Raw genomic sequence first — 23376 nt, 5'->3', positions numbered from 1 at the left:
TCTGTCTTGACGCTCCGGCCCCTGACTGATTCCCAGAGGACCTTTCACATGAAACACACCCTGCCCCATCTTTCCTTGATGCTGGTTCCGCTTGCCGCCGCGCTGGTGGCCACAGGAGCCGCCCATGCTGCTCCGGCCGTCGGCCCGGGCGACATGAGCTTCTACGATGCGCCTGCGCCCACTGCCCGGGCGGGGGAGTTGCTGTCCTACCGGCCCACGACGCTGAACCTCGGCAGGAACGCACCGGGCCATGGCGCCTGGAACGTGAAGTACGAGTCCACCAACTCGAAGGGCGCCCCCAACATCGTGACCGGCACGGTGATCGTGCCGACAGCGCCCTGGTCGGGCAGTGGCACCCGCCCGGTGCTGTCGTATGCCGTGGGCACCCACGGTCTGGCGCAGCGCTGCGCACCGTCCCTGCAACTGAGCAAGGGCACGGACTACGAGACGGCCAACATCGTCGCCGCCCTGAAGGCTGGTTATGCCGTGCTGGTGACCGACTACTACGGCTACACCAACAACGCCACCCCGACCTATCTGGCGGGCGCATCGCAGGCTCATGCCGTGCTCGACATCATCCGGGCAGCTTCTCAGCTTCCGACGGCTGGCATCGCCGCCAACACCAAAGCCGTGATCTGGGGCTTCTCGCAGGGTGGCCAGAGCGCTGCCTGGGCCGGTCAGCGCAAGGCCGCCTATGCACCCGAGATCAACCTGGTCGGCGTGGCCGCGGGCGGTGTCCCGGCCGACTTCAGCCGCACGGCGGCCTACCTGGATGGCAGCTTCGGTTCGTCGTTCCTGCTGGCCGGTGTGGTGGGGCTGTCGGAAGAGTACCCGGAAGGCATCCCCATCAACGAACTTGCCAACGACCTGGGCAAGGCCACCATCGCGCGCGGCAAGGACGAGTGTGTGTTCGAGGCCTTGTTCGACCTGATGAACAAGCGGCTGTCCGAGTTCACGGTCGGCAACCAGACCCTGCAGCAGCTCGAGCAGATCCCGTCGGTCAGCGCCACGCTGAAGGCGCAGAACCTCGGTGCTGACAAGATCCCCGTGCCGCTGTACCAGTACCACGGCAAGGCCGACGAGTTCATCCCGATCGACCAGGCCGTGGCGCTGAAGAAGAAGTACTGCAGCAAGTGGGCCAATGTCACCTTCGACGTCTATCCGAGCGAGCACATCGCCACGCAGTTCCAGGCCGCGCCTTACGCGCTGTCCTGGCTGACGGACCGCGTGGCCGGCAAGTCCACCAGTGGCTCCTGCTTGACGCTGGCCGCCGAGCCGAAGTCGACCGCGAATCCGCCCGGAGGCAACTTCGTGGTGTCGCTCGACGCCTGGAAGCTCGTGGCCACGGTGGGCCTGAAGACGCTGGCTCAGACGGTGACCCTGCCCGAGAAGTCGACCTTCACGGCGGACACCGACATCACGGCGAAGACGCTGAAAGGCAACCTCTCTGTGCCCGATTTCACCGCCCCGATCAAGATCGCGGGCATCGGTGCCGGGGTGGGCATGCGCATCACGCCAGTGGGCGACACAACGGGCACGGCCGAGCTGGACACGGCCGGTACGCTCAAGGTGCGCGGCATGGCAAAGGCCGACATCACCATCACCTCGCTGGCCGGCATCCCGATCGCGCCGTGCAAGACGGTGACGCCCGTCGAGTTCCCGCTGAACTTCGAAGGGCCGGTTTCTGCACTGGGCGGTGGCAGCCTGACCTTCAACGGAACGACCCGATTCCCTCAGTTCAAGGGCTGCAGCGTGTCGGCCATCCTGTCTTCCCTGGTGTCGGGCGACGGACAGACCTTCAGCTTCACCGTGGTGCCGCCGGCACCGACCCGTTACTGATCCCGGCCTGACCGGAGTGTGACCAGCCGCGGCTGCTTTGTGGGCAGCCGCGGCCCTTTGCCTTGAAGGGGGTGCATCATGATTGTTGTCCAACCTGCGCGCAGCTGGAGAAACTCCGTGCTGGGCGTCGGACTGCTGACACTGGCCATGCTGTCGGTCTGGATGTACACCAGCCCATCAGGCCTGCTCGTTCGTGAAGCGGGTATCCCTGCCGCGCGTGCCCAGGCGGCGCCGACTGACTCCCCTGCGCTGCATGGGCGGTCGTCCGCGCCTGGCCCTCAGTCGCTGGCGCCACTGGATGCCGTCCAACTCGAGGCTCAGCAGGCGGCAGCAGTGGCTCGCTTGTCCTCGCAGCCCTTGCGTCGGAGCGAACACCACGCCGTGGTTACCTCACGTCCGGACTATGTGTCAGATGTCGAGTGGGCGATGCTCAAGGGCGTTGCGGGACAGCACGCCCACCCGGAGGCAGAGCTCACCCGACTGGTCCACGTGCTCCATTTTCACAAGCAACTGGAGCGCTGGGAGAAGCTCGGTCCTGGAGACCCTCTGCCGCTTCGCCGAGAACTGGCCGAATGGGTGCTCGCAGAAATGCCCGAGCGGGTCCGCCGGGGGGATCTGGGCATCGCCGAGGCTCAGGCCAGGGTGAGGGGCCTTGTTCGCGATGCGGAGTCTGGTGAGGCCGCACGCACCGATCGACTCACGCTGGAGTGGGGGCGGCTGCGGGCTGCAGCGGCCGCGATGCAAGGGGGCTGACCTGACCATGAGGTCGGCGACCCGGAGGGCATGAAAAACCCGCCTGGGCCCGAGAGCCGAGGCGGGTCGAGTTCAACCGGGCTTCACTGCTCGGTTGTGCGGGGCGGCCGCCCCGTTCAGGCGGCGCTGACCGACTTGGCCGTCTCCACGTACTCTTCAATCTGGTTGAAGTTCATGTACTTGTAGACGTTGTCGGCATCCTTGGCCACCACACCGATTTCAGCCATGTACTCGGCCGGGGTCGGCAGCTTGCCCAGCTTGGACGCGACGGCGGTCAGTTCGGCCGAGCCCAGGAACACGTTGGTGTTCTTGCCCAGGCGGTTCGGGAAGTTACGGGTCGACGTGGAGATACAGGTCGAGCCTTCCTTGATCTGAGCCTGGTTACCCATGCACAGCGAGCAGCCCGGCATTTCGGTGCGGGCACCGGCTTGGCCGAAGGTGTTGTAGTAGCCTTCCTTGGTCAGCTCGGCGGCGTCCATCTTGGTGGGCGGTGCCACCCACAGACGCACCGGGATGTCCTTCTTGCCTTCCAGCAGCTTGCCGGCGGCGCGGAAGTGACCGATGTTGGTCATGCACGAACCGATGAAGGCTTCGTCGATCTTGGTGCCAGCGACTTCGGACAGGAACTTGGCGTCGTCCGGGTCGTTCGGGCAGCAGACGATCGGCTCCTTGATGTCGTTCAGGTCGATCTCGATGACGGCAGCGTATTCCGCGTCGGCATCGGCTTCCAGCAGGTTGGGGTTGGCCAACCAAGCTTCCTGGGCCTTGATGCGGCGCTCCAGGGTGCGGGCGTCCTGGTAACCGTTGGCGATCATGTTCTTCATCAGAACGATGTTCGACTTCAGGTACTCGGCCACGGGCTCCTTGTTCAGCTTGATGGTGCAACCAGCAGCCGAACGCTCAGCGGAAGCGTCAGACAACTCGAACGCTTGCTCGACCTTCAGGTCAGGCAGACCTTCGATTTCCAGGATGCGGCCCGAGAAGATGTTCTTCTTGCCGGCCTTGGCCACGGTCAGCAGACCAGCCTTGATGGCGTACAAGGGGATGGCATGCACCAGGTCACGCAGGGTGACGCCAGGCTGCATTTGGCCCTTGAAGCGCACCAGCACCGACTCAGGCATGTCCAGCGGCATCACGCCGGTGGCGGCGCCGAAGGCGACCAGGCCCGAACCAGCGGGGAAGGAGATGCCGATCGGGAAGCGGGTGTGCGAGTCGCCACCGGTGCCGACGGTGTCGGGCAACAGCATGCGGTTCAGCCACGAGTGGATCACGCCGTCGCCCGGACGCAGGGCCACGCCGCCGCGGTTCGAGATGAAGGCGGGCAGTTCGCGGTGCATCTTCACGTCCACGGGCTTCGGATAAGCCGCGGTGTGGCAGAACGACTGCATGACCAGGTCGGCCGAGAAGCCCAGGCAAGCCAGGTCCTTCAGCTCGTCACGGGTCATCGGGCCGGTGGTGTCCTGCGAACCAACGGTGGTCATCTTGGGCTCGCAGTAGGTGCCCGGACGCACGCCCTTGCCTTCTGGCAGACCGCAGGCGCGGCCGACCATCTTCTGTGCCAGGGTGAAGCCCTTGCCGCTGTCGACCGGTGCCTGGGGCAGGCGGAAGACGGTGGAGGCGGGCAGGCCCAGGAACTCACGAGCCTTGCTGGTCAGCGAGCGGCCGATGATCAGATTGATACGGCCACCAGCCTGGACTTCGTCCAGCAGCACTTGCGACTTCAGTTGGAAGTTGGCGATGACTTCGCCGTTCTTCTCGATCTTGCCGTCATAGGGGAAGATGTCGATGACATCGCCCATTTCCATCTTGGACACGTCCACTTCGATGGGCAGGGAGCCAGAGTCTTCTTGCGTGTTGAAGAAGATGGGGGCGATCTTGCCACCCAGGGTCACGCCGCCGAAGCGCTTGTTGGGCACGAAGGGGATGTCTTCGCCGGTGGCCCAGATCACGCTGTTGGTGGCGGACTTGCGCGACGAGCCGGTGCCGACCACGTCGCCGACGTAGGCCACCAGGTTGCCCTTCTTCTTCAGGTCTTCGATGAACTGGATCGGGCCGCGCTTGCCGTCTTCTTCGGGCTTGAAGGCCGCGTCAGGACGGGTGTTCTTGAGCATCGCCAGATAGTGCAGCGGGATGTCAGGACGGCTCCAGGCATCGGGAGCGGGCGACAGGTCGTCGGTGTTGGTTTCGCCAGGCACCTTGAACACGGTCACGGTGATCTTCTTGGCGACTTCCGGACGGCTGGTGAACCACTCGGCGTCGGCCCACGACTGCATCACGGCCTTGGCGTTGGCGTTGCCGGCCTTGACCAGTTCGGCCACGTCGTGGAACGCGTCGAACATCAGCAGGGTCTTCTTCAGGGCTTCGGCGGCCACGGTGCCGACTTCGGCGTCCGACAGCAGGTCGATCAGCGGCTTGACGTTGTAGCCACCGACCATGGTGCCCAGCAGCTCGGTGGCCTTGGCCTTCGAGATCAGGGCCACGGCCAGGTCACCATGGGCGACGGCCGACAGGAAGGAAGCCTTCACCTTGGCGGCGTCGTCCACGCCCGGCGGCACGCGATGGGTCAGCAGGTCGAGCAGGAAAGCGTCTTCGCCGGCCGGCGGATTCTTGATCAGCTCGATCAGCTCGGCGACTTGCTGGGCCGACAGGGGCAGCGGGGGGATGCCCAGCGCGGCGCGCTCGGCAACGTGTTGACGGTAGGCTTGCAACATGAAGATCACCTTTGTGGGGCGGGGACGGAAAAGGATTCACCGCGGTGGGCAGAACGGGTGTGCTGCTCGACCCGGGGCAGGAAGTCTTCTATAAGACTTCGCACAATTCGCTATTTTCCCCCAGGAGCGGAAGGAAAGCCACACCGCAGGCCGAAAATGTGTGGATCTCGTGCCGAGGCGCGGCCGTTGAGCATCAATTCCGCTGGGCTTTGTGCTGTTCTTCAGGGGAAACCAGTGGCTTGACGGCCCCCAGAAAGCAAACAGCCGGACAGGTGTCCGGCTGGGTTGTCACTTGCCGTCGGCCGGCGTGTCGCTGTTCAGGCCGAAGACCGAGGGGCGCGGGTTGCGGCGCAGGTCCTCTTCGGCGGCCCGCTGCGTGTCATGCACACAGCCATCCACCAGGCGCTGGCCACGCTTCGGGTCCATCAGCATCGATTTGGTGAGGATCTGGATCATCAGCGCCGCGCCCTTGACGTCCTCCAGGCGCACGGCCCCGGTCGACGACAGCACGGGCTTCATCGTCCAGGATTGCTGGCCGAGGCGCAGGTCGAAGTAGCCATCGTTGCGGGCATGCCGGTCGATCTGCACGGCCTTGCCGAATTCGCACTGGTACTTGCCGATCAGCACGCGCTCGGCGGCCTGCAGCTGCTCCACGGTGGCTTCGGGCAGCGCCACAATCTTCTCGACCAGCGTGCGCTTGGTCTTTTTCACCTCGGCCGCATGACCGAGTTGCGGCGCCAGGGTGGCCAGGGCCATGCCCAGCATGATGCCGGCAGACACGGCGAAGGTGCGGATGCGCTGAGCGTGACGAAGGGAGGCGGTCATGGCAGGCGGGGGGCTGGCAGCGGGTGATTCAGGTGTTGACGGGGCCGGACCGCACGGGCGGGGAACCTCCCCGATCGCAGTCAGCACGCCACCCGTGATATTGCCACCGAAAGACCGCTTCGGCACACCGCAAGACCCCTCGGGCCGTGCGCGGGATCACGCCATGTGGAAAGCCGTGCCCCCCGGGGCGAGGGGCGTGTCCTGCCGGAGGGATCAGAAGGTGTCGCCCGGCACGCGCACCCAGCCTTCCATGATGATGCGCGCGCTGCGGCTCATGATGGCCTTGGTGACCGTCCACTGCCCGTCGACCTGCTTTGCCTGGGCGCCGACGCGCAGGGTGCCGGAAGGGTGGCCGAAGCGCACGGCTTCGCGTTCGCCGCCGCCGGCCGCCTGGTTGACCAGGGTGCCCGGGATGGCTGCGGCGGTGCCGATGGCGACGGCGCAGGTGCCCATCATCGCGTGGTGCAGCTTGCCCATCGACAGCGCGCGCACCAGCAGGTCGATGTCGCCGGCTTCGATCGTCTTGCCACTGGACGCGGCATAGGACTGAGGTGGTGCGACGAAGGCGATCTTGGGCGTGTGCTGGCGCGTGGCGGCTTCTTCGGGGGTCTTGATCAGGCCCATGCGCAGGGCACCCGCCACACGGATCGCCTCGAACCGCTTGAGTGCTTCGGGGTCGCTGTTGATCTGCTCGCGCAGTTCCGTACCGGTGTAGCCGATGTCCTTGGCATTGACGAAGACCGTGGGAATGCCCGCCGTGATCATCGTTGCCTTCAGTGTGCCCACGCCCGGAACGAGAAGGTCATCGACCAGGTTGCCGGTCGGGAACATCGAGCCGCCTTCGTCGCCATCGTCGGATGGGTCCATGAACTCGAGCACGATCTCAGCGGCCGGGAAGGTCACGCCATCGAGCTCGAAATCGCCGGTTTCCTGCACCTGGCCGTTGGTGACGGGCACGTGCGCGATGATGGTCTTGCCGATGTTGGCCTGCCAGATGCGAACCACGGCCGTGCCGTTCTGCGGGATGCGGGCCGGGTCGACCAGGCCGGCGTGGATCGCGAAGGCGCCCGCGGCGGTGGACAGGTTGCCGCAGTTGCCGGACCAGTCCACGAAGGGCTTGTCGATCGAGATCTGGCCATAGAGGTAGTCCACATCGTGGTCGGGCTGGCTGGCCTTCGACAGGATCACGCACTTGCTGGTGCTGGACGTGGCGCCGCCCATGCCGTCGATGTGGGCCGCGTACGGGTCGGGGCTGCCGATGACGCGCAGGAACAGCTTGTCGCGCGCTTCGCCGGGAACCTGGCAGGCTGCGGGCAGGTCCTGCAGGCGGAAGAAGACGCCCTTGCTGGTGCCGCCGCGGATGTAGGTGGCCGGGATCTTGACTTGGGGTGCGTGTGCCATGGCTGTGTCCGGTGGAGAGGTCAGTTGCGGTAGGCCGCATCGTGGTCGACGCGGTTCCATTCGATGGCGCGTTTGCGCCAGTGGGTGTCGATGGCCTGGGTGAAATCGGGGCGCACGAGCTTGGCGCGGTTTTCACACCAGGTTTCGGATTCGTGGCGGATCACCATGCCTTCGAGCGGGCCGTTGCGGTAGCGACTCGGGGTGCTGGACACCATGAGTTTGAGCGCGTCCAGTGTGGTGTGGCCCTCGAACAGGCGGGGCACGGTGACCAGGCCGGCGCGGGCGGCCAGCGCATTGCGGCGGGCTGTGCTCCAGAAGCGGCCCTGGCTGCGTTCGTACACGTCGAACAACAGGAACCAGTCGGGCAGGGCGCCATAGTCCAGCGAGTGGCGCGCGGCGCACCATTCGCCGAAGAAGATGAGGTCCGGTGTCAGCTCGGCCAGCAAGGCGTCGCCATGCTGCTGCAGCCACATCGGGATGCGGGCGAACTGGCCGGCGTGCGGATCGCTCAGATACTGCCCTCGGTTCTGCGCACGCAACTCGCCGTGCTCGTCGAGCGAGAAGCCGAGGTTCGCGCCGTCGAGCTTCTCTTCGACCACGACCTTGTGTGCCAGCAGGGCATGGGCCTCGGCGGGCGACAGCACCTTGTCCTCGCGCGGTTCACCGGCAGCCAGCCAGGCGATGTGCGGGGTGTGCGGGAAGCGAAAGAAATCCGTCATGCTGAGGTGGCCGGTGCGCGAGGCAGCGGCGGAAGCGGGTGGTCCGGAAACTTCTTGCGGTAGAAGTCGCACGTGTCTTCGGGGCAGAGGAACTCGACCTGCACGCCGCAGGCCTTGAGGGCCGGCCACCAGTCCAGCCACTTGCTGTCGGCGGCTTCCCAGATGGGCGGCTTGTCGGGGTGGGCGTGGGCGACGGCGGCGAACTTGCGGTCGGATGGGTCGAAGCGGGGTTGCAGGGCGGTCGACGGGAACTCGGCGTAGGTCTGCTCGCCGGTCTCTGTCAGTGGCACCTGTTCGACGCGCTGAGGATTGGCCACCTGGCGAAGCAGCCATTTCAGGAACACGTCGCCGACGCCCTTGGGGCGGTTGGCCTGGGTCTTGTGCAGGTACTCGTCCAGGATGCGATGGCCGTCGTCGATGACCGTCACGCCGCTGGCCTGCATGGCCTGCAGGTGCGCCACGCAGGCGGCCACGCAGCCGGGCGAAACGTCCGCATGCTGGCCGTTGGCCACCAGCAGCACGTTGGTGTCGATCACCGCCTTCATGCCTGGGGCTCCCCGGTGTCGGCCTGGCGGCGGCGCAGGGCGGCCAGCGCGCGGGCGGTGATGTCGGTCATGTCGTGGCCGAAGAGGTCTTCGGGCCAGTTCTCGATGTCGCCATAGGCGTTGAGCCGCAGCGCCTCCAGTTCGGCATGCGGGCCGCGCAGGCGGCACACGTACAGCGCGAGGTCGTCGGGCGGGATCACCGCTTCGGCCACGCGGCGCTGCAGGCGGTTGAGCAGGGCTTCGGAGTGGCTCTCGACGATGCACTGAACGCCCGGGCGATCCCCTGTGGCCGTCGCCTGGACCGCCGCAATCAGGGCGTCGGCCAGCACGGCCTGGGCCTTGGGATGCAGGTGGGCCTCGGGGTGCTCGAGCCACACCGTGCCACCGTGCGGGGTGTCGAAGAGGTTCGCCAGCAGGTGCCGCGCATGGCGGGCACTGCGGCCGGTTTGCGAGGCCGTCGAGGGCGCATCCAGGCCCATGGCGTGCAGCCAGTGCGACGCGGCCGGGTCGCCGGCCGAAGGCAGCGGGATGCGGCTTCCCTGTGCCCCGGTGTCGACAAAGGTGAGGGTGGCTGGCGTGGGCTCAGGCGCCGATGCCGCGGAAAGGTGTCGACTGACACGCAGACCGCCGGCTTGCCACACCGCATCCAGCGCAAAGCCAGCCTGCTGGTCAGACACCGCCGCGTGGGCGTGCGGATCCAGCAGGGCCAGTGCATGGCCCAGGCTGCTCTTGCCGGTGCCGTGCTCACCGAAGAACACGGTGAGCGGCGCGAGCCGCACGGGCCCGGTGTCTTGCCAGGCCCGGAAGTGACGGATGCGCAGAGAAGTCAGCATGGTTTCGGGTTTGCGAACGGGGCCCGGCCACCGCCAGGCAAGCAAAGCCTCGTGGACTTTGCTTGCCCGGGCTCCGCCTCCTTGTGGGAGGCGAAGGCGCTCGGAGAGGTCACTTGTTCGCCGCCAGGAAGTCCTGGGCGAAACGCTGCAGCACGCCACCGGCTTCGTACACCGACACTTCTTCGGCGGTGTCCAGGCGGCTGGTCACGGTCACGCGCTCGGTCTGACCGTTCTTGCGGTGGATCACCAGGGTCAGGTCGGCGCGGGGCTTGAGGTCGCCTTCGACGTCGAAGGTTTCGGTGCCGTCCAGGCCCAGGGTCAGGCGGGTGGTGCCCGGCTTGAACTCCAGCGGCAGCACGCCCATGCCGATCAGGTTGGTGCGGTGGATTCGCTCGAAGCCTTCGGCCACGACGGTTTCCACACCGGCCAGACGCACACCCTTGGCGGCCCAGTCACGCGACGAGCCCTGACCGTAGTCGGCGCCCGCGATGATGATCAGCGGCTGGCGGCGGTTGAGGTAGGTCTCCATGGCCTCCCACATGCGCATCACCTGGCCTTCGGGCTCCACGCGGGCCCACGAGCCCACCTTGATGCTGCCGTCTTCCTTGCGCACCATCTCGTTCTTGAGCGTGGGGTTGGCGAAGGTGGCGCGCATGGCGGTCAGGTGGTCGCCGCGGTGGGTGGCGTAGGAGTTGTAGTCCTCTTCCGGTAGACCCATCTTGTGCAGGTACTCGCCCGCCGCCGAGTTCGGCAGGATGGCGTTCGACGGCGACAGGTGGTCGGTTGTGATGTTGTCCGGCAGGATGGCCAGCGGGCGCATGGCTTTCAGCGTGCGCGGGTTGGCAGCCAGGGCGCCGACGCCTTCGGTGTCCCAATAGGGCGGGCGACGGATGTAGGTCGACATCGGGCGCCAGTCGTACTGCGGGCTCACCTTCTCGCCCTTGTCGGCCTGGATGGCGAACATGGGCTCGTAGACCGCGCGGTACTGCTCGGGCTTCACGGCGGCCTTCACCACGGCGTCGATCTCTTCGTCAGAAGGCCAGATGTCCTTGAGGCGGATTTCCTTGCCGTCGACCACGGTCAGCACGTCGTTTTCGATGTCGAAGCGCACGGTGCCGGCGATCGCGTAGGCCACCACCAGCGGGGGCGAGGCCAGGAAGGCCTGCTTGGCATACGGGTGGATGCGGCCATCGAAGTTGCGGTTGCCCGAGAGCACGGCGGTGGCGTACAGATCACGGTCGATGATCTCTTGCTGGATCTTCGGATCGAGCGCGCCCGACATGCCGTTGCAGGTCGTGCAGGCAAAGGCCACGATGCCGAAGCCGAGCTTTTCCAGGTCGCCCAGCAGGTTGGCTTCCTTCAGGTACAGCTCCACCGCCTTCGAGCCAGGGGCCAGCGACGACTTCACCCAGGGCTTGCGCGTCAGGCCCAGCTTGTTGGCGTTGCGGGCCAGCAGGGCGGCGGCGATCACGTTGCGCGGGTTGGAGGTGTTGGTGCACGACGTGATGGCCGCGATGATCACGGCGCCGTCGGGCATGGTGCCTTCACCGGCAGCCGGCATCTGCCATTGGCCGGCAATGCCCTTCGAGGCCAGATCCGACGTGGCCACACGGGCGTGCGGGTTCGACGGGCCGGCCATGTTGCGCACCACGCTCGACAGGTCGAACTCCAGGTTGCGCTCGTACACGGCGTTCTTCAGGCTGTCGGACCACAGGCCGGCGGTCTTGGCATAGGTTTCGACCAGCTTGACCTGCTCGGCGGTGCGGCCGGTCAGCGTCAGGTACTCCAGCGTCTGTTCGTCGATGCTGAACATGGCGGCGGTGGCGCCGTATTCGGGGGCCATGTTCGAGATGGTGGCGCGGTCGCCAATCGTCAGCTTCGACGCACCTTCGCCGTAGAACTCGAGGTAAGCACCCACCACCTTGTTCTTGCGCAGGAACTCGGTCAGGGCCAGGACCACGTCGGTGGCGGTGATGCCGGGTTGGCGCTGGCCGGTCAGCTTCACACCCACGATTTCAGGCAGGCGCATCCACGAGGCGCGGCCCAGCATCACGTTCTCGGCTTCCAGGCCGCCCACGCCGATGGCGATCACGCCCAGCGCGTCCACGTGCGGGGTGTGCGAGTCGGTGCCGACGCAGGTGTCGGGGTAGGCCACGCCGTTGTCGGCATGGATCACCGGCGACATCTTCTCCAGGTTGATCTGGTGCATGATGCCGTTGCCCGCGGGGATCACGTCCACGTTGGCGAAGGCCTTCTTCGTCCACTCGATGAAGTGGAAGCGGTCTTCGTTGCGGCGCTCTTCGATGTCGCGGTTCTTCTGGAAGGCTTGCGGGTCGAAGCCGCCGCACTCCACGGCCAGCGAGTGGTCCACGATCAGCTGCACGGGCACCACGGGGTTCACCTTGGCCGGGTCGCCGCCTTCCTTGGCGATGGCGTCACGCAGGCCGGCCAGGTCCACCAGGGCGGTCTGACCCAGGATGTCGTGGCACGCCACGCGGGCCGGGAACCAGGGGAAGTCCAGGTCGCGCTTGCGCTCGACGATCTGCTTGAGGCAATCGGTGACGATGGCCGGATCGGCCTTGCGCACGATGTTCTCGGCGTGCACGCGGGCGGTGTAGGGCAGGGTGGCCCAGGCGCCGGGCTGGATGGCTTCGACGGCAGCTTGCGTGTCGAAGTAATCGAGGTTCGTGCCGGGCAGCGGCTTGCGGTATTGGGTGTTGATGTTGCTCATGGCCGTGGGGCAGTCAGCAAAGTGGGGCGGACGATCGGGGCGTCGGGGCAGACGTCGGTTCGGGGTGGCAGCGTCGCGCCGCCACAAGGCAGAAAGGCGCCACATCACCCGGGGCAATGTGGCGCCTTCCTCTGGCCTGCTTACTTGCGGTCCTTCAGCGGCACGAAGACCTGGTCTTCGGGGCCGACGTAGTTGGCGCTCGGGCGGATGATCTTGCCGTCGATGCGCTGCTCGATGATGTGGGCCGACCAGCCCGAGGTGCGTGCGATCACGAACAGCGGGGTGAACATGTCGGTGGGCACGCCCATCATGTGATAGCTCACGGCGCTGAACCAGTCGAGGTTCGGGAACATCTTCTTGATGTCCCACATCACCGATTCCAGGCGCTCGGCGATGTTGTACATCTTCATGTTGCCCTGTTCCTTCGACAGGTCCTCGGCCACCTTCTTGATGACCACGTTGCGCGGGTCGCTCACGGTGTAGACGGGGTGGCCGAAGCCGATCACGACTTCCTTGCGTTCCACGCGGGCGCGGATGTCGGCCTCGGCCTCATCCGGGTTGTCGTAGCGCTTCTGGATCTCGAAGGCCACTTCGTTGGCGCCGCCGTGCTTCGGGCCACGCAGGGCGCCAATGCCACCGCACAGCGCCGAGTACATGTCCGAACCCGTGCCGGCCACCACGCGCGAGGTGAAGGTCGAGGCGTTGAATTCGTGCTCTGCGTACAGGATCAGCGAGGTGTGCATCGCGCGCACCCAGCTGTCACGCGGCTTTTCGCCGTGCAGCAGGTGCAGGAAGTGGCCGCCGATCGAGTCGTCGTCGGTTTCCACCTCGATGCGCTTGCCGTTGTAGGCAAAGTGGTACCAGTACAGCAGCATCGAGCCCAGCGAGGCCATCAGCTTGTCGGCGATGTCGCGGGCGCCCGGGTGGTTGTGGTCTTCCTTCTCGGGCTTGACGCAACCGAGCACCGACACGCCGGTGCGCATCACGTCCATCGGGTGGCTCGAAGGGGGCAGTTGCTCCAGTGCCACCTTCACGGCGGCGGGCAGGCCGCGCAGCGACTTCAGCTTGGCCTTGTAGCCAGCCAGTTCGGCCACGTTGGGCAGCTTGCCGTGCACCAGCAGGTGGGCGATCTCCTCGAACTCGCAGGTCGTGGCGACGTCCAGGATGTCGTAGCCGCGGTAGGCCAGGTCATTGCCGGTACGGCCCACGGTGCACAGCGCGGTGTTGCCGGCCGCGGTGCCCGACAGGGCAACGGACTTCTTGGGCTTGAAACCGGGCGTGGTGGTCTCGGGCGTGGCGCTCATGGATGGGATCTCCTGGTCAGAGGTTGATTCAGCAGTCAAACGGTCGGGGTCGTCGATGACGACTCACTTCTTGGCGGCAAACAGCGCGTCCAGCTTGCCTTCGAAGGCGTGGTAGCCGATGCGGTCATACAGCTCCTCGCGGGTCTGCATGATGTCGACGACATTGCGCTGGTGGCCGTCACGCCGGATCGCGGTGTAGACGGTCTCTGCGGCCTTGTTCATGGCCCGGAAGGCGCTCAGGGGGTAGAGCACCATGCCCACGCCGGTGGGGCGCAGGTCGTCGGTCGAGAACAGCGGGGTCTTGCCGAACTCGGTGATGTTGGCCAGCACGGGCACCTTCACGGCGTCCACGAACTTCTTGTAGGTGTCCAGATCGTACGCCGCTTCGGCAAAGATGCCGTCGGCGCCGGCTTCCACGCAGGCAATGGCGCGCTCGATGGCCGCATCCACGCCGTGCACCTGGATCGCGTCGGTGCGGGCGATCAGGAAGAAGTCCTTGTCGGTCTTGGCATCGGCGGCGGCCTTCACGCGGTCGACCATCTCTTCGGTCGACACGATTTCCTTGCCGGGGCGATGGCCGCAGCGCTTGGCGCCGACCTGGTCTTCGATGTGGCAGGCGGCGGCGCCGGCCTTGATCAGGCTCTTGACGGTGCGCTCGATGTTGAAGGCACTCGGGCCGAAGCCGGTGTCGATGTCGACCAGCAGAGGCAGGTCGCACACGTCGGTGATGCGACGCACGTCGATCAGCACGTCGTCCATCGTGTTGATGCCCAGGTCGGGCAGGCCCAGCGAGCCCGCGGCCACACCGCCGCCCGACAGGTAGATCGCCTTGAAGCCGGCGCGCTTGGCCAGCAGGGCGTGGTTGGCGTTGATCGCGCCGATCACTTGCAGCGGGGATTCTTCCTGGAGAGCCTGGCGGAAACGGGCGCCGGGGGTCATGTTGGCCATGTGTGCTCCTTGGTGGGTGCGGGTGGGTTGCCCGTACAAGCGCAACGTGCGTGCCAGCCTTTCGTGGGGTGCCGGTATCCGCCTCAGCGAAAGGCAAGCCTTTGAATCAGAAGAACTTTTTTCTGGATTTCGTTCGGTGGCGAACCGTGGCGTGTTCCATGGATGTTTCAAAAAGAGGGCCCATTTCAAGGTGTTTCATGAAACAATGAAACGAACCTCTGAAACGCCGCCTGCATGACCTTGTCGCTCCATCCATCCCGAGGCCTGCCGCCTTCTCTGCCGCGCATTGTGGCCGTGGGGTTCCGGCGCATCAACAAGATGTTGCAGGAACTGGCGCCCCAGTTCGCCGACCGTGCGCGCGTCGAGGTGCTCGACATGGGCTACGAGCAGGCCGTCAGCGGACTGCGCAGCCTGCATCGCGAGCGCCCGGTCGACGTGGTGGTGGCGGCGGGCTCGAATGGCGGCTACCTGCGGCAGCGGCTCGACACCCCTGTGGTGCTCGTCAAGGTGGGTGGCTTCGACCTCATGCGGGCGCTGGCCCAGGCCCGGCAGGTGTCGGCCCGCGTGGGCCTGGTGACGTACGAAGGCATGGCGCCCGACATCCGGCAGTTCGACGGCCTGTTCGAGCTGGAGGTCGTGCAGCGCACCTATCACACCGAAGACGAGGCCCAGGCCAGTGTCCGCGCCCTGCAGCAAGAAGGCGTGCAGGTGGTGGTGGGAACCGGGGTGGTGGCGGACACCGCAGACCAGCTTGGGCTCACCGGCGTCTTTCTGTACTCGCGCGACGCCGTCCGCGAGGCGCTGGAAGACGCGGTGGAAGTGGCGCGTGCCGCCCGCATCGAGCAGGCCAAGCGCGAGCGCCTCAACACCATCCTCGCCCAGCTCAGCGATGGCGTCATCGCGGTCGATCAGGAGGAGCGCGTCCAGACGCTCAACCCCGCCATGGCCCAGTTGCTGTCCGTCGCGCCGGGCGCGTGGGTGGGACAGCGCCTCAGCGAGGTCTGCCCGGAGCTCAGCCTGCTGGCGACCTTGCGCCTGGCCGTGCCCGACCTGGAGCGCATCGAGCGCGTCAAGGGCAAGGCCTTGATCGTCAACCGCATGCCCATCCTCGAGCAGGGCGTGCTCACCGGGGCGGTACTCAGCTGCCAGGATCCGATCAGCATCCAGCGCGTGGACCGCCACATCCGCACCCGCATCAAGCCGGTGGCCTCGTCGCCCCGACATGAGCTGGACGCCTTTCTGGGAGACAGCCCTGTGGCGCGCCAACTGCGCGAGACCGCCAGCGCCTGCGCGCGCAGCCAGGCCACGGTGCTGCTGATCGGCGAAAGCGGCACCGGCAAGGAGCTGGTCGCGCAGGGCATCCACCGCGCCAGCGAACGCCGCGACATGCCGTTCGTGGCGGTCAACTGCGCCGCCCTGTCCGAGTCGCTGCTCGAGAGCGAGCTCTTCGGCTACGAAGAGGGCGCGTTCACCGGTGCGCGCAAGGGCGGCAAGATCGGCCTGTTCGAGGCCGCGCACAACGGTACCCTGTTCCTGGACGAGGTCGGCGAGATGCCCCCCTCGCTGCAGGCGCGGCTCCTGCGCGTGCTGCAGGCGCGCGAGGTGCTGCGCGTGGGGGCCACCGAGCCCACCCCGGTCAATGTGCGGGTGATCGCCGCCACCCACCGTGATCTGTCGGCGCAGGTCGAGCAGGGGCTGTTCCGCCTGGACCTGTACTACCGGCTCAACATCCTGCGGGTCGACGTCCCGCCCTTGCGCGCCCGCCTGCCCGACATCGCGCTGATTGCCGAGGCCGTGGCCCGCCAGGTTTGCCGGCGCCTGCAGCTGGACCCTTCCGCCGCCGGGCCTTTGCTGCAGGCGCTGGTGGTCCAGGCGCCCCATCATGCATGGCCTGGCAATGTGCGTGAGCTGGAAAACCTCATCGAGCGCTGGATGGCCTACGCTGGGGCGGAAGCGAGCCGCTCGCCCATGACGAGCGAGATCGCCCGCGAGCAATTGCGGCGGGTGGCCCCCGAACTGTTCGGGGGGCACGGGCAGCCGTCGGCGATGCAGCCGGGCAGGGCGGAGCCGTCCACGTCGCCGGCCTCGGCGGCACTGCCGCGCTCACGCGGTGCCGTCCCGGCAGCCAACCAGCAGGAGCTGCTCGAGGCATGGGAGGCCTGTGCAGGCGACCGCAGCCAGATGTGCGCCCTGCTCGGCATCAGCCGGACGACGCTGTGGCGGCGCTTGCGTGCCGCCGGGCTCGAAGCCTGAGGCCGCTCGACGCAGACCTCCGTCGACGGTGCCCTCAACAGGCCCAGGACTCGATCAGGCGGCTGCTCGCATCCGGCACCACCTTTACCGCGCGGCACCGCAGGGCGGCGTGCATGCCCTGGCGCCACGTCAACGTCAGGCACAACTCGCCCCCTTCCGGCGCCGTCACCGCGCCGGGCACGGGGAGCTCACGGAGCACGTGGCCGCCGAGGTCGACCTGTCCGTCGCCCAGGGCGCCGCCATGCTCGGGCAGCGCCACCGACGCGGCGACGCCTTCGCATCGCACCCACAGCGGCAGCAGGTGCCCGTCGGTCGGGGCGTGTCCTGCGTCCAGCGTGCCATGCACCGCGCCCACGGCCAGCCGAAGCAGCAGGTCGTCGCCCACCCATCGCCATGAGCCGACCTCGGACCCAGCCATCCGCCAGACCAGGTCGGGTGGCAGACCTGCCGGCTCGCTCAGGCGCGTGACGGGCATGCTGAACCGGGAGGCTGTGCGCACACCGCGCGGTTTGTGGTCATCACGCGCCGAAAAACGCCTCTTCGATGTCGGCCGGAAGCGGCTGTCCGGTCAGCCAGGCCCGCTCCAGAACGTGCCAGTAATGCCGGTAGCTGGCGCGGTCGTGCAGCACCTTGCGGTGGGCCGTGGGCGCCCAGTGCGCGGCCTGCGCCGCCGTCAGGATCTCGATGGCGTCGTCCACTTCGGCCGTCACCGGCGCGAAGGCCTCCACGATCACCGGGATCTGGTCGGGGTGGATGCTCCACATGCGCGTGTAGCCCAGCTCCCGCGTGGCTTTCTCTGCCGCTTCGCTCAGGGCCCGGCTGTCCTTGAACTCCGTCACCACGCAATGCGAGGGTGTGATGCCGGCCGCGTGGCACGCGGCCGAGATCTCCAGCTTGGCCCGCACAACGAGGGGGTGGCTGAACTGACCTTTCACGCTCATGGCCGAGGCGGGCACCGCACCACGGTGATCCGACACGAAATCCATCAATCCGAACGACAGCGACTCCAGGCCGGGCAGCGCCGCGATCTCTGCCACCTGCTGCACGGCTTTGTGGGTTTCGATCAGGCCGTGCACCGGCAGCGCCCGTCCGATGTTGTGGCGGACCCGGGCCTGCCGGATGGCCTCGATGGCCCCGCGGGCATCGTCCACGTTGGCCAGCTTGGGCACCATGATGTAGGCCAGCCGCTCGCCCGCGCGGGCGATCAGCGTGTCGATGTCGTCCTCGAAGCGCTTGTGACGGTAGTCGTGCACACGGGCGCCCACCCGGTTGTGAACGTTGGCGGTGCTGTCCACAAGCTCGGCCACCAGCAAGGCGTGTTCGTGCTCGCCGCCCACTGGCGCTCCGTCCTCCAGGTCCAGGGTCACGTCGAACACAGGCCGTCCCGCCTCCTCGGCCATCTCCGCCTGTAGCGCGAGGCTCTTGCGCATGCGCTCTTCGACGCCAGCGTAGTGATCGCACACCGGCAGCATCGGCGTGGGCTTCTCGGCGCCGAACAACGCATGGCGCGGGTGGATGGCGGTCAGGGTCGACATGGTGCTGTGCTCGATGCAAGAAGGGCGGGTCAGCCGCGATGCCGCCAGTCTCGCCCAAAAAATGCCCCTGATGCATGACGGGTTGCACGCACTGCGCACAGCCTCAACCTCAGGTAACAAAAACCGGGCAACAAAAAACCGGCACCGTGTTGCCACGGGCCGGTTGGTGTGCGATCTGCAGAGGCTCTGAAACTCAGAGCCCAGGCATCACAGCAGGTGCTTCACGCCGTCCTGCTCGCCCTGCAACTCGGCCAGGGTCTTGTTGATGCACTCTTGCGAGAAGGCATCGATCTCCAGACCTTCGACGATCTTGTACTCGCCGCCTTCGCAGGTGACGGGATAGCCGAACATGACTTCCTTGGGGATGCCGTATTCGCCGTTCGACGGGATGCCCATCGTGACCCACTTGCCGTTGGTGCCCAGGGCCCAGTCGCGCATGTGGTCGATGGCAGCGTTGGCAGCCGAAGCGGCCGACGACAGGCCGCGAGCGGCGATGATGGCGGCGCCACGCTTGCCCACGGTCGGCAGGAACACGTTGGCGTTCCAGTCGTGGTCGTTGATGGTGTCCTTGACCGACTTGCCGTTCACGGTGGCGAAACGGTAGTCAGCGTACATCGTGGGCGAGTGGTTGCCCCACACGGCCAGCTTCTCGATGTCGCCCACGGCGCAGCCGATCTTGGCGGCGATCTGCGAAGCAGCGCGGTTGTGGTCCAGACGCAGCATGGCGGTGAAGTTCTTGGCCGGCAGATCCGGAGCCGACTTCATGGCGATGTAGGCGTTGGTGTTGGCGGGGTTGCCGACGACCAGCACCTTCACGTTGCGCGAAGCCACGGCGTTCAGGGCCTTGCCCTGGGCGGTGAAGATCTGGGCGTTGGCGGCCAGCAGGTCGGCGCGCTCCATGCCGGGGCCACGGGGGCGGGCGCCGACCAGCAGGGCGTAGTCGGTGTCCTTGAAGGCGGTCATCGGGTCGCTGTGGGCTTCGATGCCGGCCAGCAGCGGGAAGGCGCAGTCTTCCAGCTCCATGATCACGCCCTTCAGGGCGTTCTGGGCCTTCTCGTCAGGGATCTCCAGCAGTTGCAGGATCACGGGCTGGTCCTTGCCCAGCATTTCGCCAGAGGCGATGCGGAACAGGAGGGCGTAGCCAATCTGGCCAGCAGCGCCGGTGACGGCGACGCGAACGGGTGCTTTGCTCATATGCAACTCCGAAGAGGTGGTGACGGACGGGTGGAACAAACCCGCAAGTGTAGCGCCGTGACGGCCTTCCTGGCTAGATTCTGTTAAAGTCAGGGGTCTTATGTCTTATATAAGACATCATTCGTCAGATTTGTTGCGTGCCAGAGCCGATTGTGGTGCAATACCGCCCGGCCTGGCCTTATCCGGCCTGACCGACGCATGACCGATCGTACCAAGATCGCCCCCAAGACAAGCCGACACGCTGTGGTGACCCCTCCGCCTACCTCCGCTGCCGATACCGCCCTGCCCACGGGTGGGTCGTCTGCGTCTGCGTCGGGGCCGTCCTTCAGTCCGCTGTACCAGCAGATCAAGGCCCTGATCCTTCGCAGTCTGCAGTCCGGCGAGTGGCGTCCGGGCGAGGCCATCCCCAGCGAAATCGAGTTGGCGGCCCGTTTCAAGGTCAGCCAGGGGACCGTGCGCAAGGCGGTCGATGAGCTGGCGGCCGAGAACCTCCTGACGCGCCGTCAGGGCAAGGGCACTTTCGTGGCCACCCACGCCGAAGAGCAGGTTCAGTACCGCTTCCTGCGTCTGATGCCCGATCAACCGGACGCCGATCCGTCCGGTTCCAAGCGCGAATTCCTCGATTGCCGCCGCCTGCGTGCGCCCGCCGATGTGGCGCGCGCGCTCCACCTCAAGCCGGGCGACATGGTGGTCGAGATCCGCCGCGTGCTGCACTTTTCGGGGCGCCCTGTCGTGTTCGACGACATCTGGCTGCCCGGTCGCCTCTTCAAGGGGCTGACGGCAGACCGCCTCAGTGAATACCGTGGCCCGATGTACGGGCTGTTCGAATCCGAATTCGGGGTGCGGATGATCCGCGCCGAAGAAAAACTCCGCGCGGTGACGGCCGATGCCGACATTGCCCAGGCCCTTCAGGTGCCGGTGGGCGCGCCGCTGCTCAGTGTCGAACGTCTGTCGCTGACCTATGGCGATCAGCCCGTCGAGCTGCGCCGTGGCCTGTATTGCACCGAACGACATTACTACCGCAACGAGTTGAGCTGACCGAAAACGTTTTCACGAGTCCCCCGTTCTGCTTGGGTCTGAAGCAGTTTTGACCAAAAGCAGAACGAGATCGTCGGGCTGGGGATTGCCCTAAAATCCCGTGTTCTCTTGACAGATTAATGACGCTCGGCAGGAGCCCCACACAACATGGCTGACAACGCGAAAACCCCACGCCCCGTCTACCGGAACATCCACGTCACCGACATCCTTGCCTACAGGCTGCCCGCCGCCGGCATCGTGTCGATCCTGCATCGCATCAGCGGTGCCGTCATGTTCCTGCTGATGCCCTTCATCATCTGGATGTTCGACAAGAGCGTCTCGACCGAGATCTCGTACGACGAGTTCACGGCCGTCTTCACGGGCCAGGCTGGCTGGTTCTTCAAGCTCGTCGTTCTTGGCCTGATCTGGGCCTACCTGCACCACTTCTGCGCCGGCCTCCGTCACCTGCTGATGGAGGTGTCGCATTCCTACTCCAAGGAAACCGGCAAGTCGACCGCTGTGACGACCCTGGCTGTCAGCATCGCGCTGACCGTCGTGCTGGGCGCCAAGCTGTTCGGTCTGTTCTGATCACTGTTTCAGGAAAGCAAGCATGTCCCAAAACTACGGAACCAAGCGCATCGTCACCGGTGCCAGCTATGGTCTGCGCGACTGGTTGGCGCAGCGCATCACGGCCGTTCTGATGGCCCTGTTCACCATCGTCCTGCTGGTGCAGGTCATCTTCGGTGGCCCGCTCGGCTACGACAAGTGGGCCGGCATCTTCTCCCAGCAGTGGATGAAGACGCTGACCTTCGTCGTCATCATCGCCATGCTTTACCACGTGTGGGTCGGCATGCGTGACCTCTTCATGGACTACATCAAGCCGGTCGGCATCCGCCTGACGCTTCAGGTGTTCTCGATCGTGTGGCTGGTCGGCTGTGCCGGCTGGGCCATCCAAGTGCTGTGGAGACTGTAAAAAATGACCGCTATCGCTACCTCTCTTCCCACCCGCAAGTTTGACGTCGTCATCGTGGGTGCCGGCGGCTCCGGCATGCGTGCCTCGCTGCAGCTCTCCCTGGCCGGCCTGAACGTCGCCGTCCTGTCCAAGGTCTTCCCGACCCGCTCGCACACCGTGGCCGCACAGGGCGGCATCGGCGCCTCGCTGGGCAACATGTCGGAAGACAACTGGCACTATCACTTCTTCGACACCGTCAAGGGCTCCGACTGGCTGGGCGACCAGGACGCCATCGAGTTCATGTGCCGTGAAGCGCCGAAGGTCGTGTACGAGCTCGAGCACTTCGGCATGCCGTTCGACCGCAACCCCGACGGCACCATCTACCAGCGTCCGTTCGGCGGCCACACCGCCAACTACGGTGAAAAGCCCGTGCAGCGCGCCTGCGCCGCGGCCGACCGTACCGGCCACGCCCTGTTGCACACGCTGTACCAGCAGAACGTCAAGGCCCGCACCCAGTTCTTCGTGGAGTGGATGGCCCTCGACCTGATCCGCGACGCCGACGGCGACGTGGTGGGTGTGACCGCCCTCGAAATGGAAACCGGCGACGTGCACATCCTGCACGCCAAGACCGTGCTGTTCGCCACCGGTGGCGCCGGCCGCATCTATCAGGCTTCCACCAACGCCTTCATCAACACCGGTGACGGCCTGGGCATGGCGGCGCGCGCCGGCATCCCGCTGGAAGACATGGAGTTCTGGCAGTTCCACCCCACCGGCGTGGCCGGCGCGGGCGTGCTGCTGACCGAAGGCTGCCGCGGCGAAGGCGCCATCCTGCGCAACGCCAACGGCGAGCGCTTCATGGAACGCTACGCCCCGACCCTGAAGGACCTGGCTCCGCGTGACTTCGTGTCCCGCTCGATGGACCAGGAAATCAAGGAAGGCCGAGGCTGCGGTCCCAACAAGGACTACGTGCTGCTGGACATGACCCACCTGGGCGCCGAGACGATCATGAAGCGTCTGCCCTCGGTGTACGAGATCGGCCACAACTTCGCCAACGTCGACATCACCAAGGAGCCGATCCCCGTGGTGCCGACCATCCACTACCAGATGGGTGGCATTCCGACGAACGTGCACGGCCAGGTCGTGGTGCCGGCCAACGGCAAGCCCAACGAGATCATCAACGGTCTGTACGCCGTGGGTGAGTGCTCCTGCGTGTCGGTGCACGGCGCCAACCGCCTGGGCACCAACTCGCTGCTCGACCTCGTGGTGTTCGGCCGTGCCGCCGGCAACCACATCGTCGACTTCAACCTCAAGACCAAGAACCACAAGCCGCTGCCGAAGGACGCTGCCGACTACACCCTGTCGCGTCTGGCCCGTCTGGACAACCAGAAGAACGGCGAGTACTGCCAGGACGTCGCCAACGACATCCGCTCGACCATGCAGAAGCACGCTGGCGTGTTCCGCACCCAGGCTTCGATGGAAGAGGGCGTCAAGAAGATCGCCGAGGTCCGCGAGCGCGTGAAGAGCATCGGCCTGAAGGACAACTCCAAGGTCTTCAACACCGCCCGCATCGAGGCGCTGGAAGTCGAGAACCTCATCGAAGCCGCCCAGGCCACGATGGTGTCGGCCGCCGCCCGTCCGGAGTCGCGTGGCGCCCACGCCCACAACGACTTCCCGAACCGCGACGACGACAACTGGATGAAGCACTCGCTGTGGTATTCCGAAGGCAACCGCCTGGACTACAAGCCTGTGAACCTCAAGCCGCTGACCGTGGAATCGGTGCCGCCGAAGGTCCGTACCTTCTGATCGAAGCGACCCA

The 23376-nt window shown here is 66.2% G+C and carries 20 protein-coding genes; 8 read left to right on the top strand and 12 right to left on the bottom strand.

Going from position 1 to position 23376, the window contains the following annotated elements:
- The first annotated feature begins 48 nt into the window (after nt 1-48).
- On the top strand, nt 49-1839 hold the full coding sequence (locus QZ709_RS05720) for a lipase family protein (RefSeq protein ID WP_294636307.1): 1791 nt from the start codon (nt 49-51) through the stop codon (nt 1837-1839).
- A 78-nt stretch (nt 1840-1917) separates the two neighbouring features.
- Nucleotides 1918-2592, top strand: a complete 675-nt coding sequence (locus QZ709_RS05715; protein ID WP_294636306.1) for a hypothetical protein — start codon at nt 1918-1920, stop codon at nt 2590-2592.
- Between the two features lie 116 nt (nt 2593-2708).
- On the opposite strand, the gene acnB is transcribed toward QZ709_RS05715, so the two are convergent.
- The 9 genes from acnB to prpB form a co-directional block, all read right to left on the bottom strand.
- A complete protein-coding gene (acnB, locus tag QZ709_RS05710; protein WP_294636305.1) occupies nt 2709-5303 on the bottom strand; it encodes a bifunctional aconitate hydratase 2/2-methylisocitrate dehydratase in 2595 nt (864 codons plus the stop codon).
- Nucleotides 5304-5591: 288 nt separating this feature from the next.
- Complete coding sequence (locus QZ709_RS05705; protein WP_294636304.1) at nt 5592-6128, bottom strand: hypothetical protein; 537 nt, start codon at nt 6126-6128, stop codon at nt 5592-5594.
- Nucleotides 6129-6341: 213 nt separating this feature from the next.
- Nucleotides 6342-7529, bottom strand: a complete 1188-nt coding sequence (gene prpF, locus QZ709_RS05700; protein WP_294636303.1) for a 2-methylaconitate cis-trans isomerase PrpF — start codon at nt 7527-7529, stop codon at nt 6342-6344.
- A gap of 20 nt (nt 7530-7549) precedes the next feature.
- Complete coding sequence (locus QZ709_RS05695) at nt 7550-8248, bottom strand: RNA ligase family protein (protein WP_294636302.1); 699 nt, start codon at nt 8246-8248, stop codon at nt 7550-7552.
- Complete coding sequence (locus QZ709_RS05690; protein ID WP_294636301.1) at nt 8245-8793, bottom strand: hypothetical protein; 549 nt, start codon at nt 8791-8793, stop codon at nt 8245-8247. Before QZ709_RS05690 ends, QZ709_RS05695 begins: the two co-directional genes overlap by 4 nt.
- Nucleotides 8790-9626, bottom strand: a complete 837-nt coding sequence (locus QZ709_RS05685; RefSeq protein WP_294636300.1) for a DUF3696 domain-containing protein — start codon at nt 9624-9626, stop codon at nt 8790-8792. The genes QZ709_RS05690 and QZ709_RS05685 overlap by 4 nt, the downstream gene beginning before the upstream one ends.
- A 109-nt stretch (nt 9627-9735) precedes the next feature.
- Nucleotides 9736-12357, bottom strand: a complete 2622-nt coding sequence (gene acnD, locus QZ709_RS05680) for a Fe/S-dependent 2-methylisocitrate dehydratase AcnD (protein ID WP_294636299.1) — start codon at nt 12355-12357, stop codon at nt 9736-9738.
- A 140-nt stretch (nt 12358-12497) separates the two neighbouring features.
- Nucleotides 12498-13661, bottom strand: a complete 1164-nt coding sequence (gene prpC, locus QZ709_RS05675) for a 2-methylcitrate synthase (protein WP_294636298.1) — start codon at nt 13659-13661, stop codon at nt 12498-12500.
- A 63-nt stretch (nt 13662-13724) separates the two neighbouring features.
- Nucleotides 13725-14609, bottom strand: a complete 885-nt coding sequence (prpB, locus tag QZ709_RS05670) for a methylisocitrate lyase (protein WP_294636297.1) — start codon at nt 14607-14609, stop codon at nt 13725-13727.
- Nucleotides 14610-14655: 46 nt separating this feature from the next.
- Between prpB and QZ709_RS05665 the strand changes: the two genes are divergently transcribed.
- Both QZ709_RS05665 and prpR read left to right on the top strand, forming a co-directional pair.
- Complete coding sequence (locus tag QZ709_RS05665; protein ID WP_294636296.1) at nt 14656-14847, top strand: hypothetical protein; 192 nt, start codon at nt 14656-14658, stop codon at nt 14845-14847.
- Nucleotides 14844-16862 (top strand): propionate catabolism operon regulatory protein PrpR, encoded by a 2019-nt coding sequence (gene prpR, locus QZ709_RS05660; RefSeq protein WP_294636295.1) that lies wholly within the window; start codon nt 14844-14846, stop codon nt 16860-16862. Before QZ709_RS05665 ends, prpR begins: the two co-directional genes overlap by 4 nt.
- A gap of 34 nt (nt 16863-16896) precedes the next feature.
- On the opposite strand, the gene QZ709_RS05655 is transcribed toward prpR, so the two are convergent.
- The 3 genes from QZ709_RS05655 to QZ709_RS05645 all read right to left on the bottom strand — a co-directional run bounded on the left by QZ709_RS05655 (nt 16897) and on the right by QZ709_RS05645 (nt 19591).
- Nucleotides 16897-17337, bottom strand: coding sequence for a hypothetical protein (locus tag QZ709_RS05655; protein WP_294636294.1), 441 nt, complete (start codon nt 17335-17337; stop codon nt 16897-16899).
- 43 nt (nt 17338-17380) lie between these two features.
- Nucleotides 17381-18397 carry an aldolase/citrate lyase family protein gene (locus QZ709_RS05650; RefSeq protein WP_294636293.1) on the bottom strand — a complete coding sequence of 339 codons (1017 nt, stop codon included), beginning with the start codon at nt 18395-18397 and terminating at the stop codon, nt 17381-17383.
- A 207-nt stretch (nt 18398-18604) separates the two neighbouring features.
- A complete protein-coding gene (locus QZ709_RS05645; RefSeq protein WP_294636292.1) occupies nt 18605-19591 on the bottom strand; it encodes a malate dehydrogenase in 987 nt (328 codons plus the stop codon).
- A 198-nt stretch (nt 19592-19789) separates the two neighbouring features.
- Between QZ709_RS05645 and QZ709_RS05640 the strand changes: the two genes are divergently transcribed.
- The 4 genes from QZ709_RS05640 to sdhA all read left to right on the top strand — a co-directional run bounded on the left by QZ709_RS05640 (nt 19790) and on the right by sdhA (nt 23363).
- The gene (locus QZ709_RS05640; RefSeq protein WP_294636291.1) at nt 19790-20629 is read left to right on the top strand and encodes a GntR family transcriptional regulator; all 840 of its coding nucleotides are present in this window, start codon (nt 19790-19792) and stop codon (nt 20627-20629) included.
- Between the two features lie 147 nt (nt 20630-20776).
- Nucleotides 20777-21196: a succinate dehydrogenase, cytochrome b556 subunit gene (gene sdhC, locus QZ709_RS05635; protein ID WP_294636290.1), complete on the top strand. Its 420-nt coding sequence runs from the start codon at nt 20777-20779 to the stop codon at nt 21194-21196.
- Between the two features lie 22 nt (nt 21197-21218).
- The gene (gene sdhD / locus QZ709_RS05630; protein ID WP_294636289.1) at nt 21219-21581 is read left to right on the top strand and encodes a succinate dehydrogenase, hydrophobic membrane anchor protein; all 363 of its coding nucleotides are present in this window, start codon (nt 21219-21221) and stop codon (nt 21579-21581) included.
- A 3-nt stretch (nt 21582-21584) separates the two neighbouring features.
- Complete coding sequence (gene sdhA, locus QZ709_RS05625; RefSeq protein WP_294636288.1) at nt 21585-23363, top strand: succinate dehydrogenase flavoprotein subunit; 1779 nt, start codon at nt 21585-21587, stop codon at nt 23361-23363.
- The last annotated feature ends 13 nt before the right edge of the window (nt 23364-23376 follow it).

The sequence above is a fragment of the uncultured Aquabacterium sp. genome (assembly GCF_913773725.1).
Classification (GTDB): domain Bacteria; phylum Pseudomonadota; class Gammaproteobacteria; order Burkholderiales; family Burkholderiaceae_C; genus Aquabacterium.
Note: the sequence above shows the minus strand (reverse complement) of the source record. Positions and strands in the feature narration are given on the sequence as shown.

Excerpts from the sequence above, each read along its gene's own strand:
- QZ709_RS05720 (WP_294636307.1), top strand. The coding sequence starts at position 49 with ATGAAACACACCCTGCCCCATCTTTCCTTGATGCTGGTTCCGCTTGCC.
- QZ709_RS05715 (WP_294636306.1), top strand. The coding sequence starts at position 1,918 with ATGATTGTTGTCCAACCTGCGCGCAGCTGGAGAAACTCCGTGCTGGGC.
- acnB (WP_294636305.1), bottom strand. The coding sequence starts at position 5,303 with ATGTTGCAAGCCTACCGTCAACACGTTGCCGAGCGCGCCGCGCTGGGC.
- QZ709_RS05705 (WP_294636304.1), bottom strand. The coding sequence starts at position 6,128 with ATGACCGCCTCCCTTCGTCACGCTCAGCGCATCCGCACCTTCGCCGTG.
- prpF (WP_294636303.1), bottom strand. The coding sequence starts at position 7,529 with ATGGCACACGCACCCCAAGTCAAGATCCCGGCCACCTACATCCGCGGC.
- QZ709_RS05695 (WP_294636302.1), bottom strand. The coding sequence starts at position 8,248 with ATGACGGATTTCTTTCGCTTCCCGCACACCCCGCACATCGCCTGGCTG.
- QZ709_RS05690 (WP_294636301.1), bottom strand. The coding sequence starts at position 8,793 with ATGAAGGCGGTGATCGACACCAACGTGCTGCTGGTGGCCAACGGCCAG.
- QZ709_RS05685 (WP_294636300.1), bottom strand. The coding sequence starts at position 9,626 with ATGCTGACTTCTCTGCGCATCCGTCACTTCCGGGCCTGGCAAGACACC.
- acnD (WP_294636299.1), bottom strand. The coding sequence starts at position 12,357 with ATGAGCAACATCAACACCCAATACCGCAAGCCGCTGCCCGGCACGAAC.
- prpC (WP_294636298.1), bottom strand. The coding sequence starts at position 13,661 with ATGAGCGCCACGCCCGAGACCACCACGCCCGGTTTCAAGCCCAAGAAG.
- prpB (WP_294636297.1), bottom strand. The coding sequence starts at position 14,609 with ATGGCCAACATGACCCCCGGCGCCCGTTTCCGCCAGGCTCTCCAGGAA.
- prpR (WP_294636295.1), top strand. The coding sequence starts at position 14,844 with ATGACCTTGTCGCTCCATCCATCCCGAGGCCTGCCGCCTTCTCTGCCG.
- QZ709_RS05655 (WP_294636294.1), bottom strand. The coding sequence starts at position 17,337 with ATGCCCGTCACGCGCCTGAGCGAGCCGGCAGGTCTGCCACCCGACCTG.
- QZ709_RS05650 (WP_294636293.1), bottom strand. The coding sequence starts at position 18,397 with ATGTCGACCCTGACCGCCATCCACCCGCGCCATGCGTTGTTCGGCGCC.
- QZ709_RS05645 (WP_294636292.1), bottom strand. The coding sequence starts at position 19,591 with ATGAGCAAAGCACCCGTTCGCGTCGCCGTCACCGGCGCTGCTGGCCAG.
- QZ709_RS05640 (WP_294636291.1), top strand. The coding sequence starts at position 19,790 with ATGACCGATCGTACCAAGATCGCCCCCAAGACAAGCCGACACGCTGTG.
- sdhC (WP_294636290.1), top strand. The coding sequence starts at position 20,777 with ATGGCTGACAACGCGAAAACCCCACGCCCCGTCTACCGGAACATCCAC.
- sdhD (WP_294636289.1), top strand. The coding sequence starts at position 21,219 with ATGTCCCAAAACTACGGAACCAAGCGCATCGTCACCGGTGCCAGCTAT.
- sdhA (WP_294636288.1), top strand. The coding sequence starts at position 21,585 with ATGACCGCTATCGCTACCTCTCTTCCCACCCGCAAGTTTGACGTCGTC.